At 62.5% G+C, this 14,236-nt stretch carries 15 protein-coding genes; 6 read left to right on the forward strand and 9 right to left on the reverse strand.

Features of this window, described 5'->3' with window-relative positions; all coding sequences use genetic code 11:
- Position 1 precedes the first annotated feature (1 nt).
- The 4 genes from ACT54B_RS13190 to ACT54B_RS13205 form a co-directional block, all read right to left on the reverse strand.
- A complete protein-coding gene (locus ACT54B_RS13190) occupies positions 2-511 on the reverse strand; it encodes an N-acetyltransferase family protein (RefSeq protein ID WP_476045425.1) in 510 nt (169 codons plus the stop codon).
- 164 nt (positions 512-675) lie between these two features.
- Entirely contained in the window at positions 676-2,157 is a 1,482-nt protein-coding gene (gene gatA, locus ACT54B_RS13195) for an Asp-tRNA(Asn)/Glu-tRNA(Gln) amidotransferase subunit GatA (RefSeq protein ID WP_476045426.1), read from the reverse strand.
- A 58-nt stretch (positions 2,158-2,215) separates the two neighbouring features.
- Complete coding sequence (gene gatC, locus ACT54B_RS13200; protein ID WP_476045427.1) at positions 2,216-2,503, reverse strand: Asp-tRNA(Asn)/Glu-tRNA(Gln) amidotransferase subunit GatC; 288 nt, start codon at positions 2,501-2,503, stop codon at positions 2,216-2,218.
- Positions 2,504-2,572: 69 nt separating this feature from the next.
- Positions 2,573-3,277, reverse strand: a complete 705-nt coding sequence (locus ACT54B_RS13205; RefSeq protein WP_476045429.1) for a metal-dependent hydrolase — start codon at positions 3,275-3,277, stop codon at positions 2,573-2,575.
- Positions 3,278-3,386: 109 nt separating this feature from the next.
- Here ACT54B_RS13205 and ruvX point away from each other — a divergent pair, with 109 nt between their 5' ends.
- Positions 3,387-3,878: a Holliday junction resolvase RuvX gene (ruvX, locus tag ACT54B_RS13210; RefSeq protein ID WP_476045430.1), complete on the forward strand. Its 492-nt coding sequence runs from the start codon at positions 3,387-3,389 to the stop codon at positions 3,876-3,878.
- On the opposite strand, the gene ACT54B_RS13215 is transcribed toward ruvX, so the two are convergent.
- The 4 genes from ACT54B_RS13215 to ACT54B_RS13230 all read right to left on the reverse strand — a co-directional run bounded on the left by ACT54B_RS13215 (position 3,818) and on the right by ACT54B_RS13230 (position 6,791).
- On the reverse strand, positions 3,818-4,147 hold the full coding sequence (locus ACT54B_RS13215; protein ID WP_476045432.1) for a DUF6105 family protein: 330 nt from the start codon (positions 4,145-4,147) through the stop codon (positions 3,818-3,820). The genes ruvX and ACT54B_RS13215 overlap by 61 nt on opposite strands.
- Positions 4,144-4,317, reverse strand: coding sequence for a hypothetical protein (locus ACT54B_RS13220; RefSeq protein ID WP_476045433.1), 174 nt, complete (start codon positions 4,315-4,317; stop codon positions 4,144-4,146). Before ACT54B_RS13220 ends, ACT54B_RS13215 begins: the two co-directional genes overlap by 4 nt.
- A gap of 103 nt (positions 4,318-4,420) precedes the next feature.
- The gene (locus ACT54B_RS13225) at positions 4,421-5,047 is read right to left on the reverse strand and encodes a TetR/AcrR family transcriptional regulator (RefSeq protein ID WP_476045435.1); all 627 of its coding nucleotides are present in this window, start codon (positions 5,045-5,047) and stop codon (positions 4,421-4,423) included.
- Positions 5,048-5,150: 103 nt separating this feature from the next.
- Positions 5,151-6,791, reverse strand: a complete 1,641-nt coding sequence (locus ACT54B_RS13230) for an acyl-CoA dehydrogenase family protein (RefSeq protein WP_476045437.1) — start codon at positions 6,789-6,791, stop codon at positions 5,151-5,153.
- A gap of 198 nt (positions 6,792-6,989) precedes the next feature.
- Between ACT54B_RS13230 and ACT54B_RS13235 the strand changes: the two genes are divergently transcribed.
- Genes ACT54B_RS13235 through dprA form a run of 4 tightly spaced genes read left to right on the forward strand, consistent with a single transcriptional unit; the run spans position 6,990 to position 11,018 of the window.
- A complete protein-coding gene (locus ACT54B_RS13235) occupies positions 6,990-7,931 on the forward strand; it encodes an aspartate carbamoyltransferase catalytic subunit (protein ID WP_476045438.1) in 942 nt (313 codons plus the stop codon).
- Positions 7,928-9,232 (forward strand): dihydroorotase, encoded by a 1,305-nt coding sequence (locus tag ACT54B_RS13240; RefSeq protein ID WP_476045440.1) that lies wholly within the window; start codon positions 7,928-7,930, stop codon positions 9,230-9,232. The genes ACT54B_RS13235 and ACT54B_RS13240 overlap by 4 nt, the downstream gene beginning before the upstream one ends.
- A 20-nt stretch (positions 9,233-9,252) precedes the next feature.
- The gene (plsY, locus tag ACT54B_RS13245; protein ID WP_476045442.1) at positions 9,253-9,870 is read left to right on the forward strand and encodes a glycerol-3-phosphate 1-O-acyltransferase PlsY; all 618 of its coding nucleotides are present in this window, start codon (positions 9,253-9,255) and stop codon (positions 9,868-9,870) included.
- Complete coding sequence (gene dprA, locus ACT54B_RS13250; protein WP_476045443.1) at positions 9,867-11,018, forward strand: DNA-processing protein DprA; 1,152 nt, start codon at positions 9,867-9,869, stop codon at positions 11,016-11,018. Before plsY ends, dprA begins: the two co-directional genes overlap by 4 nt.
- A gap of 28 nt (positions 11,019-11,046) precedes the next feature.
- On the opposite strand, the gene ACT54B_RS13255 is transcribed toward dprA, so the two are convergent.
- Complete coding sequence (locus tag ACT54B_RS13255; RefSeq protein WP_476045444.1) at positions 11,047-11,229, reverse strand: hypothetical protein; 183 nt, start codon at positions 11,227-11,229, stop codon at positions 11,047-11,049.
- Positions 11,230-11,485: 256 nt separating this feature from the next.
- Here ACT54B_RS13255 and topA point away from each other — a divergent pair, with 256 nt between their 5' ends.
- The gene (topA, locus tag ACT54B_RS13260; protein WP_476045446.1) at positions 11,486-14,161 is read left to right on the forward strand and encodes a type I DNA topoisomerase; all 2,676 of its coding nucleotides are present in this window, start codon (positions 11,486-11,488) and stop codon (positions 14,159-14,161) included.
- Positions 14,162-14,236 lie beyond the last annotated feature (75 nt).

Genomic DNA, 14,236 nt, shown 5'->3' on the forward strand with positions numbered 1-14,236 from the left:
ATCAGCGGTTCGGTCCATAGGGCTCCGGCTCATCGGGAATGAGCTGCTTGATCAGACCCACGGATTCCACATCCCGATCCACCTTTGGCTGATAGGCCACCGACAGCCAGCTGATCCGGTAGCCCTGACTTTCGAAGAAGGCAACAGCCTGATTGTTGCGCGCATGGGTCTGGACGGCCGCCTTGTGAAGCCCCTGGACGATCATTTCAGCCTCAACGGAATTCAGAAGCGCCTTGCCGAGCCCCTGCCGCTGAAAAGCGGGATCGATCCAGAAGTCGGTAATGGTCTCATCCAGGCGCTCGCGCGCGGCCCAGCCGGCCATGCTGCCATTCTTTTCCACGACAGTGATGGTAAGCCAGGCCGAGGCGGTGAAGTTGCGGAACGCCAGTCGGGCACTCTGCACCATGGGGCCGGTTTCACCGATGCGAGAAAGGGCCTGGTCCCAGGATCGCAAGCCGATCTCCGCCAGTTCCTCGCAATCTTCCTCTCGTGCGTTTCTGAGTGTGATCATGAACGCTGCCCCATATCGGGGAAGTAGAGCATTGATGGGCGGTTATTTCCAGCTGGTCCTTTGCGCTTCCGTACCTTTTTCCGCAGGCTTGCGACCAAGGATGAAGAAAGCGCAGGTGGCGTGATCAGCGGGGAATGGCGCGCGCAAGACGCGCACCAAAGCCTTTACCACCACTTCGGCGCGATGAACTTTCCGGCGGCCTGTTCGATCACGTGAGCCGTCTTGAAGAGGGTTTCCTCCTCGAAGGGCTTGCCGATGAGCTGGAGGCCGAGGGGCAGACCCTTGGAGTCCAGACCTGCCGGCAGCGCAAGGCCCGGAAGGCCGGCCATGTTCACGGTCACGGTGAAGATGTCGTTGAGGTACATCTTCACGGGATCGGCGGCCAGTTCCTTGTCGCCGATGGCAAAGGCCGAGGAAGGGGTCGCCGGCGTCAGGATCGCATCGACGCCTGCGTGGAAGGCCTGTTCGAAATCGCGCTTGATCAGGGTGCGAACCTTCTGGGCGCGGATGTAATAGGCGTCGTAATAGCCCGCGGAGAGCACATAAGTGCCGATCATGATGCGGCGCTTCACTTCCTTGCCGAAGCCTGCGGCACGGGTCTTTTCATACATGTCGGCAATGTCCTTGCCATCGACGCGCAGGCCGTAGCGAACGCCGTCATAACGGGCAAGGTTGGACGAAGCCTCTGCCGGAGCCACGATATAGTAGGCCGGCAGCGCATATTTCGTGTGCGGCAGGGTGATGTCGACGATCTCGGCGCCGGCATCCTTCAGCCAGGCGATGCCCTGCTGCCAGAGCGCCTCGATCTCGTCGGGCATGCCATCGACGCGGTATTCGCGGGGAATACCGATCTTCATGCCCTTCAGCGACTGGCCGAGGGCAGCTTCGTAATCCGGAACCGGCAGATCGACGGAGGTGGTGTCCATCTTGTCGACGCTTGCCATCGACTTCAGCATGATCGCGCAGTCACGCACGTCACGGGCGATGGGGCCAGCCTGATCGAGCGACGAGGCGAAGGCGGCGATGCCCCAGCGCGAGCAGCGGCCATAGGTGGGCTTGATGCCGACGGTGCCGGTGAAGGCGGCAGGCTGGCGGATGGAACCGCCCGTATCGGTCGCCGTCGCGCCGGCGCAGAGGTGCGCGGCCACGGCTGCGGCCGAACCGCCGGACGAACCGCCGGGAACCAGCTTCTCGTCCGAGCCCTTGGCGCGCCAGGGATTGACAACCGCGCCGTAGTAGGAGGTCTCGTTGGACGAGCCCATGGCGAATTCGTCCATGTTCAGCTTGCCGAGCATGACCGCGCCGTCATTCCACAGGTTGCGGGTGACGGTCGATTCGTAGCGCGGCTTGAAACCATCGAGGATATGGCTGCAGGCTTGCGTGTGCTCTCCCTCGGTCGCGAACAGATCCTTGATGCCGAGCGGAATGCCTTCGAGTGCACCGGCCGTGCCGGCCGCGATCTTCTCGTCGGACGCCTTGGCCATGGTGCGCGCCTTTTCGGGCGTCACGGTGATAAAGGCGTTGAAGGCGGGATTGGCGGCCTCGATTGCGGAGAGATAGGCGTCCGTCAGTTCCGTCGCGGTGATATCACGGGCGCGGAGCTTTTCGCGGGCTTCGGCAATGGTGAGGCTGGTCAGTTCGCTCATGGCAATGGTTCGCTTCGATTAAGGTCTAAAGGCTATCGGGCGGCAGCGGTCGGGAGGCTTATTCCACGACCTTCGGGACCAGGAAGAAATTCTGGTCGGTCGCCGGCGCATTGGCGACGATATCGGACGCCTTGTCGCCATCGGTGACCGCATCGACGCGCTTCTTCATCGCCATCGGCGTTACCGAGGTCATCGGCTCGACGCCGTCGACATTCACTTCGGAAAGCTGCTCGACGAAGCCGAGGATGCCGTTCAGTTCGCCGGTCATGCGCTCGGCTTCATCCTCAGCGAGGGCGATGCGGGCCAGTCGCGCCACGCGCTTCACGGTAGCAAGGTCTACGGACATTCGAATACTCCGGCTCTTTTAGTCAGACCCGCTATAATGGCCCGCACCGCGCGGCGCAACGGGGTTTTGTCAGAGGCTCACGGATCCGCCCGATGCCGGCGTCTCGATCTTTACCTTCACGCCTTCCATGGCGGAGATGAATGTCTCCGGCGACTGGTCGATGATCGGGAAGGAGCCGTAGTGGCAGGGCAGGATGGTCGAGAAGTTGAAATAGCGCTGGCAGGCGAGCGCGGCCACCGCACCGCCCATGGTAAAGCGGTCCCCGATCGGCACGAGACCGATATCCGGCTGGTGCAGTTCGTTGATCAGCGCCATGTCGGAAAAGATGTCCGTATCGCCCATGTGGAAGACGGTCGGCTCGTCATCGAAATGGAACATGATCCCGTTGGCATTGCCGAGTGAATGGGAGACGCCATCCTCGGTAATCGCGGCCGATGAGTGGAGCGCATTGGTGAAGGTCGCAGAAAAACCGTCGAGGCGGATCGTGCCGCCGGTATTGCCGGATTCATATTTCTTCAGGCCCTTCATGGCGAGCCACATGCAAAGATCGAAATTGGCGACCACGGGAATGTCGGCCTCGCGGGCAATGTCCAGCGTATCGCCGACGTGGTCGGAATGGCCATGGGTCAGGACGATGTGGGTGATGCCCTTCACCGCATCCTTGCGGTCGAGCCCCGCAAAGGCTGGATTGCCGGTGAAAAAAGGATCGACCAGAATGTTTGCACGGGCCGTATCGAGGCGGAAGGCCGAATGGCCGAGCCAGGTTATCTTCATGATGCGCGTTCCCTCGGGATGACTTCGTTCCGGTCACAGGTTATCAGGCGAGGAGCAGACGATGCCAAGCCCTCGCATCGGCATAAATAGAGCGGAGATTGAAAATCCAATGACGGTTCTGACCATCGAGGAACTGGCCACGAGGCTGAATCCGGGCGAACCTGTCGCAGGTCTCGATCTCGGCACCAAGACCATCGGCCTATCGGTTTCGGATCTGGGACGGCGGTTTTCCTCCCCTCGCCCGGTTCTCAAGCGAGTCAAGTTCACCAAGGATGCGGAGGTGTTGCTGGCCTTCGCGGCGAAGGAAAGGGTGGCGGCCTTTATCATAGGCCTTCCCATCAACATGGATGGGTCGGAAGGTCCGCGTGTTCAGGCCACCCGGGCCTTCGTGCGCCTGATGAGCGAGAAGACAGAAATCCCCTTCGTCTATTGGGACGAGCGGCTTTCGACCGTGGCTGCGGAGCGGGCGCTGCTGGAAATGGACGTTTCCCGCTCCAAGCGCGCAGAACGGATCGATTCGGCAGCCGCGAGCTTCATTCTTCAGGGCGCGCTGGACAGGCTTTCGTCGCTTGCCAGAGACCGGGACGACCCCGTGCTGTAGCGATTGCGCCACCAGGCAGCGATTTGCTTGCGGCGACGAAAGGCGATGATGGCGAAAAGCACGATACTGTCGACCACGATCGCGCGCGCGACGAGACCGGGAAGAATTTCCGGAGGCAGGCCGAGAACCTTTCCATAGATCTGGAAGACCAGGTCATGCGCCTGCCGGGTCAGCATGAAAAAACCGAAGTTCATGTCGTAGTAGGACAATCCGTACCACGTTCCCAGAAGCAGGATCGGGCCGGCCCAGAAGACCAGAAACCATTTCATCGGTTCATTCCTTTCATGCGCATCATCCGCATGTCGGCCGATCCCAGCCAACGAAGCGCGGCAAGCACCGGCAAAATGGCAGCCGGTACCGCGATGTCCTTGGCCAGGAAGGCAAAGAACAGCACCGAGACAGTGAGAAGAGTCATTCTTCCGCGCATCGCGCCAGCCATGGTTAACAAATCGTTAACCCACTCTCTGCCTTTCCTGCCACCGGCGCAACGCAAACTGCCGGATATGGTTAACGGCGAAGGGGAAGCTGTGGGTAACGCAGCTTCAACCATAAACCCCGTGCACAAGCCGCTTCAGCGCGCCGCGCACCTTGTCCCAGTCCTTTTCCGTTTTCAGGCTGACTCCGGCGAAGCGGCCCGACGTTACGGAAGCCAGCACCAGCTGCTGGATCGCGGCAATGACAAGCGCATTCAGGCTCAAGGTATCGGTGCCCTTCGGCGGCTGCAGGCTGCCGCGCATGCGTTCCAGCCAACCAGCCAAGGCCTTGGAGCGCGCTTCCGAAAGGCGGCGAACCTGTTCCGATTCTTCCGCCAGCTCCCAGGCAGCGATCTGCCGGACGAGCGGATCCGCCTTCAGGGCATCGAGATAGAGCAGCGCCAGCCGCTCCATCAGGTCGCCATAGGTCAGAAGGAACATGCCGCCGGAATCCTCGGGAATATGGATCTTCACCCAGTCACCGAGATCGCCGCCGATAGCCTCCATGAGGCCGTCTATGCCGCCAAAATAGCGGTAGATGAGCTGCTTGTCGCAACCCGCGCGGCGTGCCACGACATTGATACCGAAATGACGAAAGCCCTGTTCCGCCAGCACCGCCTTGCCGGCGGCGAGAATCCGCGCCGCCGTTGCCGCCCGGTCCTTGACCGGACGTTCCTCAATCTCTGCAGATGCCATCGAACCCCTCACAGCGGCATTGTCACCGAGCGGTGAATATGAGGGTTAATATTTCCTTTCAACCGCTTGCACGGCTTTTCAACAGGAAGCGCAGCGAACCGGTTCAGCTTGCAGGCGGATACAGCAGATCGACGATGGTCGCCGCATCGAAGCGGCTGTCGAGCATGCCGTAGGTGGAGCGCCAGCCGGCGGCAAGCCGGGTTTCGACAAAAGCATCGGCGATGCGGCCGGCGCCGATTCGGGCGAGTTCCGCCGCCGCACAGGCGAGTGCAAGCTGTTCCGTCAGGAAGCGCCCCGCCCCCTCGTCCCGCTCGCAGACGGCCATGGCGGCGCGCAGGACCTCGACCGTCTTGCGCCCCGAGGCGCCGAGCTGGCGGGCAATGTTTTCGAGAATCGGATCGAACAGGTTCGGGCCACGCTGGAGCACCCGCAGCACATCGAGCGCCATGACATTGCCGGAGCCTTCCCAGATCGCATTGACGGGGGCTTCCCGGTAATGCCGGGCAATGGGGCGCTCTTCCACATAGCCACTGCCACCGATGCATTCCATCGCCTCGTAAATATGGGCGGGCGCGATCTTGCAGCACCAATATTTGGTCACCGGCGTCATGAGGCGGGCATAGGCTGCCTCCTCGGGGCTCTGCGGCGCCTTGTCGAACGCCTCCGCAAGGCGGAAACACAGAGCCGTTGCCGCTGCGGCATCCAGTGCCAGATCGGCGAGAACCCGCGTCATCATCGGCTGCTGGACAAGCGATGTGCCGAACACGGCACGGCCGCGCGCATGATGGACCGCTTCCGCCAGCGAGGCGCGCATGATGCCCGCCGAAGCCAGGGCGCAGTCGAGTCGGGTCAGCGTGACCATGTCGAGAATGGTACGGATACCATCGTCGGGCGCACCGAGCAGGAAGCCGTAAGCACCGGTGAACTCCACTTCCGAAGACGCATTCGAGCGGTTGCCCACCTTGTCCTTGAGCCGCTGGAAATGAAGGCCGTTGGCCACTCCGTCCTCCAGCAGGCGCGGAACCAGGAAACAGCCAAGCCCCTCGCCCGTCTGGGCCAGCATGACAAAACCGTCGCTCATCGGCGCGGACATGAACCACTTGTGGCCGGAAAGCCGGTAGATGCCCTTGCCCATCTTCTCCGCTGCGGAGGTGTTGGCCCGCACATCCGTACCGCCCTGTTTTTCCGTCATCCCCATGCCGAGGGTCACGGCGGTCTTCTTCATGGGCGGCTTGTTGGACGAATCATATTTCCGCGACAGGATCTTCGGCGCCCATTCGCGCTGGACCGCGCCATTGGCGGAGATGGCCGCAACCGAGGCATTGGTCATGGTGAGCGGGCAGAGATGGCCGGTTTCGAGCTGCGCCGTCAGGAAGAAGCGCGTCGCGCGGATCCGGTGCGCCATGCCCCGCGTGTCCGGATCGCTGTCCCGTTCCCACACGGAACAATGCAGGCCGGCTGCCATGGAACGCCGCATCAGCGCGTGCCAGGCGGGGTGGAAATCGACCACATCCAGCCGTTCGCCACGCATGCCGTGGGTGCGCAGCTCCGGGACGCTGCGATTGGCCATGCGGGCCAGTTCCTGCGCCTCGTGCGAGGTAACGTAGCGGCCCGTCTGATCGAAATCCTCCCGCACGGCGCGCGGCATCGCGGAGGTCAGATCGACGATCAGGGGGTCCGTGCGATAGGCGTTGATCCCAGTCCAGGGCGATGGCTGGTTCAGGGCGGCGAAAGGATCGGGCATGGCGCTCCGGGGGGCATGACCCCGTCTCTTGATTTGGTCCGTTACCCGGTTTTGCATGACAGGAAGACAAAGGCAATGACCGGTGCGGTGTTCAGCCGAACCGGGTTTGTGACAAGACCCTGCACGCTGCGCTCGGCGGTTTCCTCGCGCCGATCTTTGCTCTATAGAGCGGCAAACCGTCAGCGGAGGTCGTCATTCATGGTGCATTATCCCCATCGCCACCTGCTGGGCATCAAGGGCCTTACCCCACCCGATATCGAGCTGCTGCTCGACCGGGCCGATGAGGCCGTGAAGATCAGCCGGCAGCGGGAGAAGAAGACAACGACCCTTCGCGGTCTCACCCAGATCAACCTGTTCTTCGAAGCCTCCACCCGTACCCAGTCCTCCTTCGAGCTTGCCGGCAAGCGGCTGGGCGCGGATGTGATGAACATGTCGGTCGGCAATTCCTCGGTGAAAAAGGGGGAAACGCTGATCGACACCGCCATGACGCTGAACGCGATGCGGCCCGATGTGCTGGTCGTGCGTCATTCCTCGGCTGGCGCGGTGGCGCTGCTGGCCCAGAAAGTGTCCTGCTCGGTGGTCAATGCCGGAGACGGCGCGCACGAGCACCCGACCCAGGCGCTTCTCGATGCGCTGACCATCCGCCGCATCAAGGGCCGGCTTTCGGGCATCACCGTCGCCATCTGCGGGGATGTGCTGCATTCGCGTGTCGCACGCTCGAACATCCTGCTTCTCAATACAATGGGCGCGCGGGTTCGGGTCATCGCACCCGCCACGCTTCTTCCCGCCGGCATCGCCGACATGAGCGTCGAAGTGTTCCGCTCCATGGAAGAGGGCCTGAAAGGTGCCGATGTCGTGATGATGCTGCGGCTCCAGCGCGAGCGCATGGCAGGCTCCTTCGTGCCCTCCGTGCGGGAATACTTCCATTACTACGGTCTCGACGCCGACAAGCTGAAGCATGCCAAGCCGGATGCGCTCGTCATGCATCCCGGACCGATGAATCGTGGCGTCGAAATTGCCTCCGATATTGCCGACGGTCCGCAGAGCGTGATCGAGCAGCAGGTCGAAATGGGTGTCGCCGTGCGCATGGCGGTCATGGAAACCCTGCTTGTGGGCGCCAACAAGGGAGAACGCGCATGACCGGCACGACCGTTTTCAAGAACGCCCGGATCATCGATCCCTCGCGCAATCTGGATGAAACCGGCACGATTATCGTATCGGACGGAAAGGTCGTGGCGTCCGGCCGCGACGCGCAGAACCAGGGCGCGCCGGAGGGGGCCGAAATCATCGATTGCGCCGGCCTGCTTGCCGTGCCGGGCCTTGTCGATGCGAGGGTGTTCACCGGGGAACCGGGAGCGGAACACCGCGAAACGATCCAGTCAGCGTCCCGTGCGGCCGCGGCGGGTGGCATTGCCGCCTTTATCATGATGCCGGATACGGATCCCGTGATCGACGACATCGCACTGGTCGAATTCGTGCAGAAAACCGCCCGCGACAAGGCGGATGTACTGGTCTATCCGGCTGCTGCCCTCACCCGCGGCCTCAAGGGTGAGGAGATGACCGAATTCGGCCTGCTCCGGGAATCGGGTGCCGTCTGCTTCACCAATGGCCGCAAGGGCGTCTATGACAGCCAGGTGCTGCGTCGCGCCATGACCTATGCGCGGGAATTCGACGCCGTGGTCGCACTGGAAACCCGGGACAGGTATCTCGGTGCCACTGGCGTCATGAACGAGGGGCTCTATGCCAGCTGGCTTGGCCTTTCCGGCGTGCCGAGGGAAGCGGAAATCCTGCCGCTCGAGCGGGACCTGCGGATCGCCGCACTCACCCGGGCGCGTTATCACGCAGCCGAGATCTCCGTGCCGGAATCGGCGGAGGCCATCCGGGCCGCCCGCAAGCGCGGTGCGAAGGTGACGGCCGGTATCACCATCAACCATCTGACGCTGAACGAAAACGACATCGGCGAATATCGGACCTTCTTCAAGATGTCGCCGCCGCTGCGCAGCGAAGACGACCGCAAGGCCATGGTCGCAGCGCTGGCCGACGGCACGATCGATATCATCGTCTCGTCCCACGATCCGCAGGATGTGGATACCAAGCGCCTGCCCTTCGCCGACGCGGCCGATGGTGCCGTTGGACTGGAAACCATGCTTTCCGCGGCGCTCCGGCTCCATCATAGCGGGGAAGTGCCGCTGATGCGGCTCATCGATGCGCTCTCGACCCGCCCGGCAGAGATCTTCGGCCTCGATGCGGGATCGCTGAAGCCCGGTGCCAGCGCTCATGTCACGCTGATCGATCTTGACGAACCATGGCTGGTCTCCAAGGATCGGCTCCTGTCCCGGTCCAAGAACACACCTTTCGAGGATTCGCGCTTCAGCGGTCGGGCCATCGCCACCTATGTGCGCGGCAAGCGGGTTTTCTCGCTCGACCGCAATGCCGGCTGAACCCAGGATCGGAGCTTGACGTGCCTGATTTCTCTCTCTTCTCCATCGGTGCAGGTGCGGCCGCCGCTTCTGCGGGCCTTGGCTATCTTCTCGGTTCCATTCCCTTCGGCCTGCTGCTGACCCGTGCGGCGGGGATGGGCGATATCCGCTCGATCGGTTCCGGCAATATCGGAGCGACCAACGTGCTGCGCACGGGCAACAGGAAGCTTGCCGCCGCCACGCTCCTGCTCGATGCTTTCAAGGGAACCGTAGCGGTGCTGCTCGCACAAGCCCTGTTCGGTGAAGCGGGGGCGATCATCGCAGGGGTCGCGGCCTTTCTCGGTCACCTCTTTCCGGTCTGGCTCGGCTTCAAGGGCGGCAAGGGCGTCGCGACCTATCTCGGCGTGCTGCTGGGGCTCATGCCCGTCATGGTTCTCGTCTTTGCCTTCGTCTGGCTGTCGATGGCGAAGCTCAGCCGATATTCTTCGCTGTCTGCACTCACGGCCACTCTTGTCATTCCCGTCGTTCTGTGGATATTAGGAAGACCTGAAATGGCGCTTGCCATGGCGCTTCTGACCGTCATCACGTGGTGGAAGCACAAGCCCAATATCGAGCGCCTGATACTCGGCACGGAAAGCAAGATCGGGGACAAGGGATGACCGCAAAGGAGAGCGCAGCAGGAAAAGGCATCGCGCTCTCCGACCGTCAAAGGATCGCCTGGCTCCGGCTGATCCGCAGCGACAATGTCGGCCCGGCGACGTTCCGGGATCTCATAAACCATTTCGGCTCCGCTGAAAAAGCCATCGAGGCTTTGCCCGATCTGGCCAGCCGTGGCGGTGCGGTGCGGGCCATACGGATCGCCACGCGGGAGGAAGCCGAAGCGGAACTGGAACGCGCGGCCGCATTCGGTGCGCGGTTTCTAGGCGTCGGCGAACCCGGCTTTCCGGAAGCACTCCGGCATATGGATGCGACTCCGCCGCTTCTGGCCGTGAAAGGCAATCTCGATGTCACGTCACGTCCCGCGCTCGGAATGGTCGGGGCGCGCAACGCCTCGATCAATGGCTGCAAGTTTGCCAGCCATCTGGCGCAGTCGTGCGGGCGGGCGGGTTATGCCGTCGTGTCCGGCCTTGCGCGCGGCATCGATCAGGCAGCCCATCGTGCAAGCCTCGTGACGGGCACGATAGCCGCGCTGGCCGGCGGCCTCGATCGACCCTATCCACCCGAAAACATTCCATTGCTGGAGGAGATCTGGAACGGCTATGGGCTCGCCGTCAGCGAAATGCCCTTTGGGTGGGAGCCCCGTGCGCGAGACTTTCCGCGGCGCAACCGCTTGATCGCGGGCATGTCATTGGGCGTCGTGGTCGTGGAAGCGGCCTTGCGCTCCGGATCGCTCATCACGGCGCGACTTGCCGGGGAAATGGGAAGGCTGGTCTTTTCCGTGCCGGGTTCGCCGCTGGATCCGCGCTGCGAAGGCACCAACGGTTTGCTGAAACAGGGCGCGCTGCTGGTGACCGAGCCACGGGATATTCTGGATGCGCTGGCGCCCCTGTCCCGCATCGACCTGCTGACGGGGCTGGATGCACGCGAACCGCCCCGGGAGGGAGACAGACCCATGCCACAGACACCGGACGAATCCGATCGCGATCGTATCATCCAGGCGCTCGGACCTGCCCCCGTCGATATCGACGACATTATCCGACACACCGGGATCCCGCCGGCAGCGGTCTATCTTGTCCTCCTCGAACTGGATCTCGCCGGCCGCCTTCATCGGCATCCGGGCGGCTCGGTCTCGCTGGACATGGCGTAGCCCTTGGACCTTCCGGACAGAGGCCTGCTTATCGCATCCGCCTTGCGGCATCCCTCGCCTCCTCATAAGCCATGTCGATGAGATAGACGAGCAACTCCTCGCGCTCGGCCCGGGCGACCTGGGCCAACTGTCCGAGCATTTCCTCGATATAGGCGATCCTCTCCCGGATGCGGCCGGTCGTTTCCGGGGAATGTACAACTTTGGGGACCATGCGTTCATCCTGTTACCAACAAAACCGCCTGGCTGAATCAGCGGCAGGCCATAGAAGCACACGATAATTTATTCATTTAGAATTGCAAGATATTCTCAATCGCCACATGGTTGCATAACGTTGCAAGGGATTAAATTGCAGTTTCCTCTTGACCCCGGGCAAATCCCTGTCCATGTCGAAAAGCCGGTATGAGGCGAGCACGGACCGGTCGCGCGCACCAAACGCGTCGTCCCAAAGGACAGGTCAGAGAAGCACAATGAATGTAGTGGTGGTGGAGTCGCCTGCGAAGGCAAAGACGATCAACAAGTATCTCGGTCCGGGCTACAAGGTTCTGGCTTCCTTCGGCCATGTCCGCGACCTCCCCGCCAAGGATGGCTCGGTTCTTCCGGATCAGGATTTCGAGATGCTGTGGGAAGTGGACAGCGCCTCGCAAAAGCGGATGAAAGATATTGCCGATGCGGTGAAATCTTCCGACGGCCTCTTTCTTGCAACCGACCCGGATCGCGAAGGCGAAGCGATCTCCTGGCACGTGCTCGACCTCCTGAGGAAAAAGAAGGTTCTCGGCGGCAAGCCGGTGAAGCGCGTCGTATTCAATGCGATCACCAAGAAGGCGGTTCTCGACGCGATGGCGGAACCCCGCGACATCGATGAACCGCTGGTGGACGCCTATCTGGCGCGCCGCGCGCTCGATTATCTCGTCGGCTTCAATCTCTCGCCGGTCCTGTGGCGCAAGCTTCCCGGTGCCCGTTCGGCCGGGCGCGTGCAATCGGTGGCGTTGCGTCTCGTTTGCGATCGCGAGGGAGAAATCGAACGCTTCGTTTCAGAGGAATACTGGAACATCTCGGCACTCCTGAAAACGCCCCGCGGCGATGAGTTCGAGGCACGCCTGGTTCAGGCGCACGGCAAGCGGCTGCAGAAGAATTCCATTCCCAATGGGGAAGAGGCCGGCGCGCTGCGTCGACTCCTGGAGAGCGCAAGCTATACCGTCGAGTCCGTCGAGGCGAAGCCGGTAAGGCGCAATCCGTCTCCGCCCTTTACCACGTCCACGCTGCAGCAGGCGGCCTCCTCGAGGCTCGGCTTCTCCGCATCGCGCACCATGCAGATCGCCCAGAAGCTTTACGAGGGCATCGATATCGGCGGCGAGACGGCCGGTCTCATCACCTACATGCGTACCGACGGCGTGCAGATGGCGCCGGAAGCGATCGATGCCGCCCGCCGGGCGATCGGCGAACAATTCGGGGATCGTTATCTCCCGGAAAAACCGCGCCTCTATTCCACCAAGGCCAAGAACGCGCAGGAAGCGCATGAGGCGATCCGCCCGACCGATTTCCGCCGGACGCCCGATCAGGTTCGCCGTTTCCTCGACGCGGACCAGTTGAAGCTCTACGACCTCATCTGGAAGCGCGGCATCGCCAGCCAGATGGCATCGGCCGAAATCGAGCGGACCACTGCCGAAATTCTGGCGGAAGGCCCCGATGGCAAGGCGGGTTTGCGGGCTGTGGGCTCCGTGATCCGTTTCGACGGCTTCATCGCCGCCTATACGGACCAGCGTGAGGAAGGAGATCCTTCCGACGACGGTGACGAGGACGGCCGCCTGCCGGAGATCAATGCCCGGGAAAAGCTCGCCAGGCAGAAAATCAACGCGACCCAGCACTTTACCGAGCCGCCGCCGCGCTATTCGGAAGCCACGCTCATCAAGAAGATGGAAGAGCTGGGCATCGGCCGCCCGTCCACCTATGCGGCGACCCTCGCCACTCTGCGCGACCGCGACTATGTGACCATCGACAAGCGCAAGCTCTTGCCGCAGCCGAAGGGCCGGCTGGTGACGGCCTTCCTCGAAAGCTTCTTCGACAAGTATGTGGAATATGACTTCACGGCGGATCTCGAGGAAAAGCTGGACCGGATTTCCGCCGGCGAGCTGAACTGGAAAGACGTGCTGCGCGAATTCTGGAACGATTTCTTCGCCCAGATCGAAGGCACGAAGGAACTGCGCGTCACGAATGTTCTCGATGCGCTGAATGAGGCGCTTGCGCCGCTCGTCTTCCCCAAGCGGGAAGACGGCAGCGATCCTCGCACCTGTCAGGTCTGCGGCACCGGCCAGCTCAGCCTCAAGCTCGGAAAGTACGGCGCCTTCGTGGGCTGCTCGAACTATCCGGAGTGCAATTACACGCGTCAGCTGTCGAACGAAGGCGGCGCGGAGGCGGAAGCCGGCGGGCTTACCGAACCGAAGGCGCTCGGCACCGACTCCATCACCGGCGAGCAGGTGACGCTGCGCAGCGGCCGCTTCGGGCCCTATGTGCAGCGGGGCGATGCGAAGGATGCAAAGCGCTCTTCCCTGCCCAAGGGCTGGAAGCCCGACGACATAGACCTGGAAAAGGCACTGGCGCTGCTGTCACTGCCCCGCGATATCGGTCAGCATCCCGAAAGCGGCAAGATGATATCATCCGGCCTGGGCCGCTACGGACCCTTCGTGCTGCATGACGGCACCTATGCCAATCTGGAGAGCGTCGAGGATGTGTTTTCCATCGGCCTCAACCGGGCTGTCGCCGTGCTTGCCGACAAGCAGAACAAGGCGGGCGCGGGGCGTGGACGGGGTTCGACAGCGGCCTTGAAGGACCTGGGCGAACATCCCGATGGCGGCGCGATGACCGTTCAGGACGGTCGTTTCGGGCCCTATGTCAAGTGGGGCAAGGTCAATGCGACGCTGCCGCGGGGAACCGATCCCGCAGCCTTGACGGTTGAAGAGGCAATCGCCTTGCTCGCGGCCAAGGCAGGCAAGGAAAGTTCGGGCAAGAAGGCTCCCGCCCGCAAGACGGCGGCGAAGAGCAAGGCTGCGGATGCCGGCGCGGAGGCGCCCAAGGCAAAGAAATCGGCCACCAAGGCGGCGCCCAAGAAGGCGACCGCGGCCAAGGCGAAGAAAGCGAAAGAGTGAAGAAAACCCGCAAAACGGACAAATCTGGCCATGATGAATTCCTGACGCGTGCCGAACGCCGTCAACGCAGGGCGG

Source organism: Gellertiella sp. DMC107, from assembly GCF_056313605.1.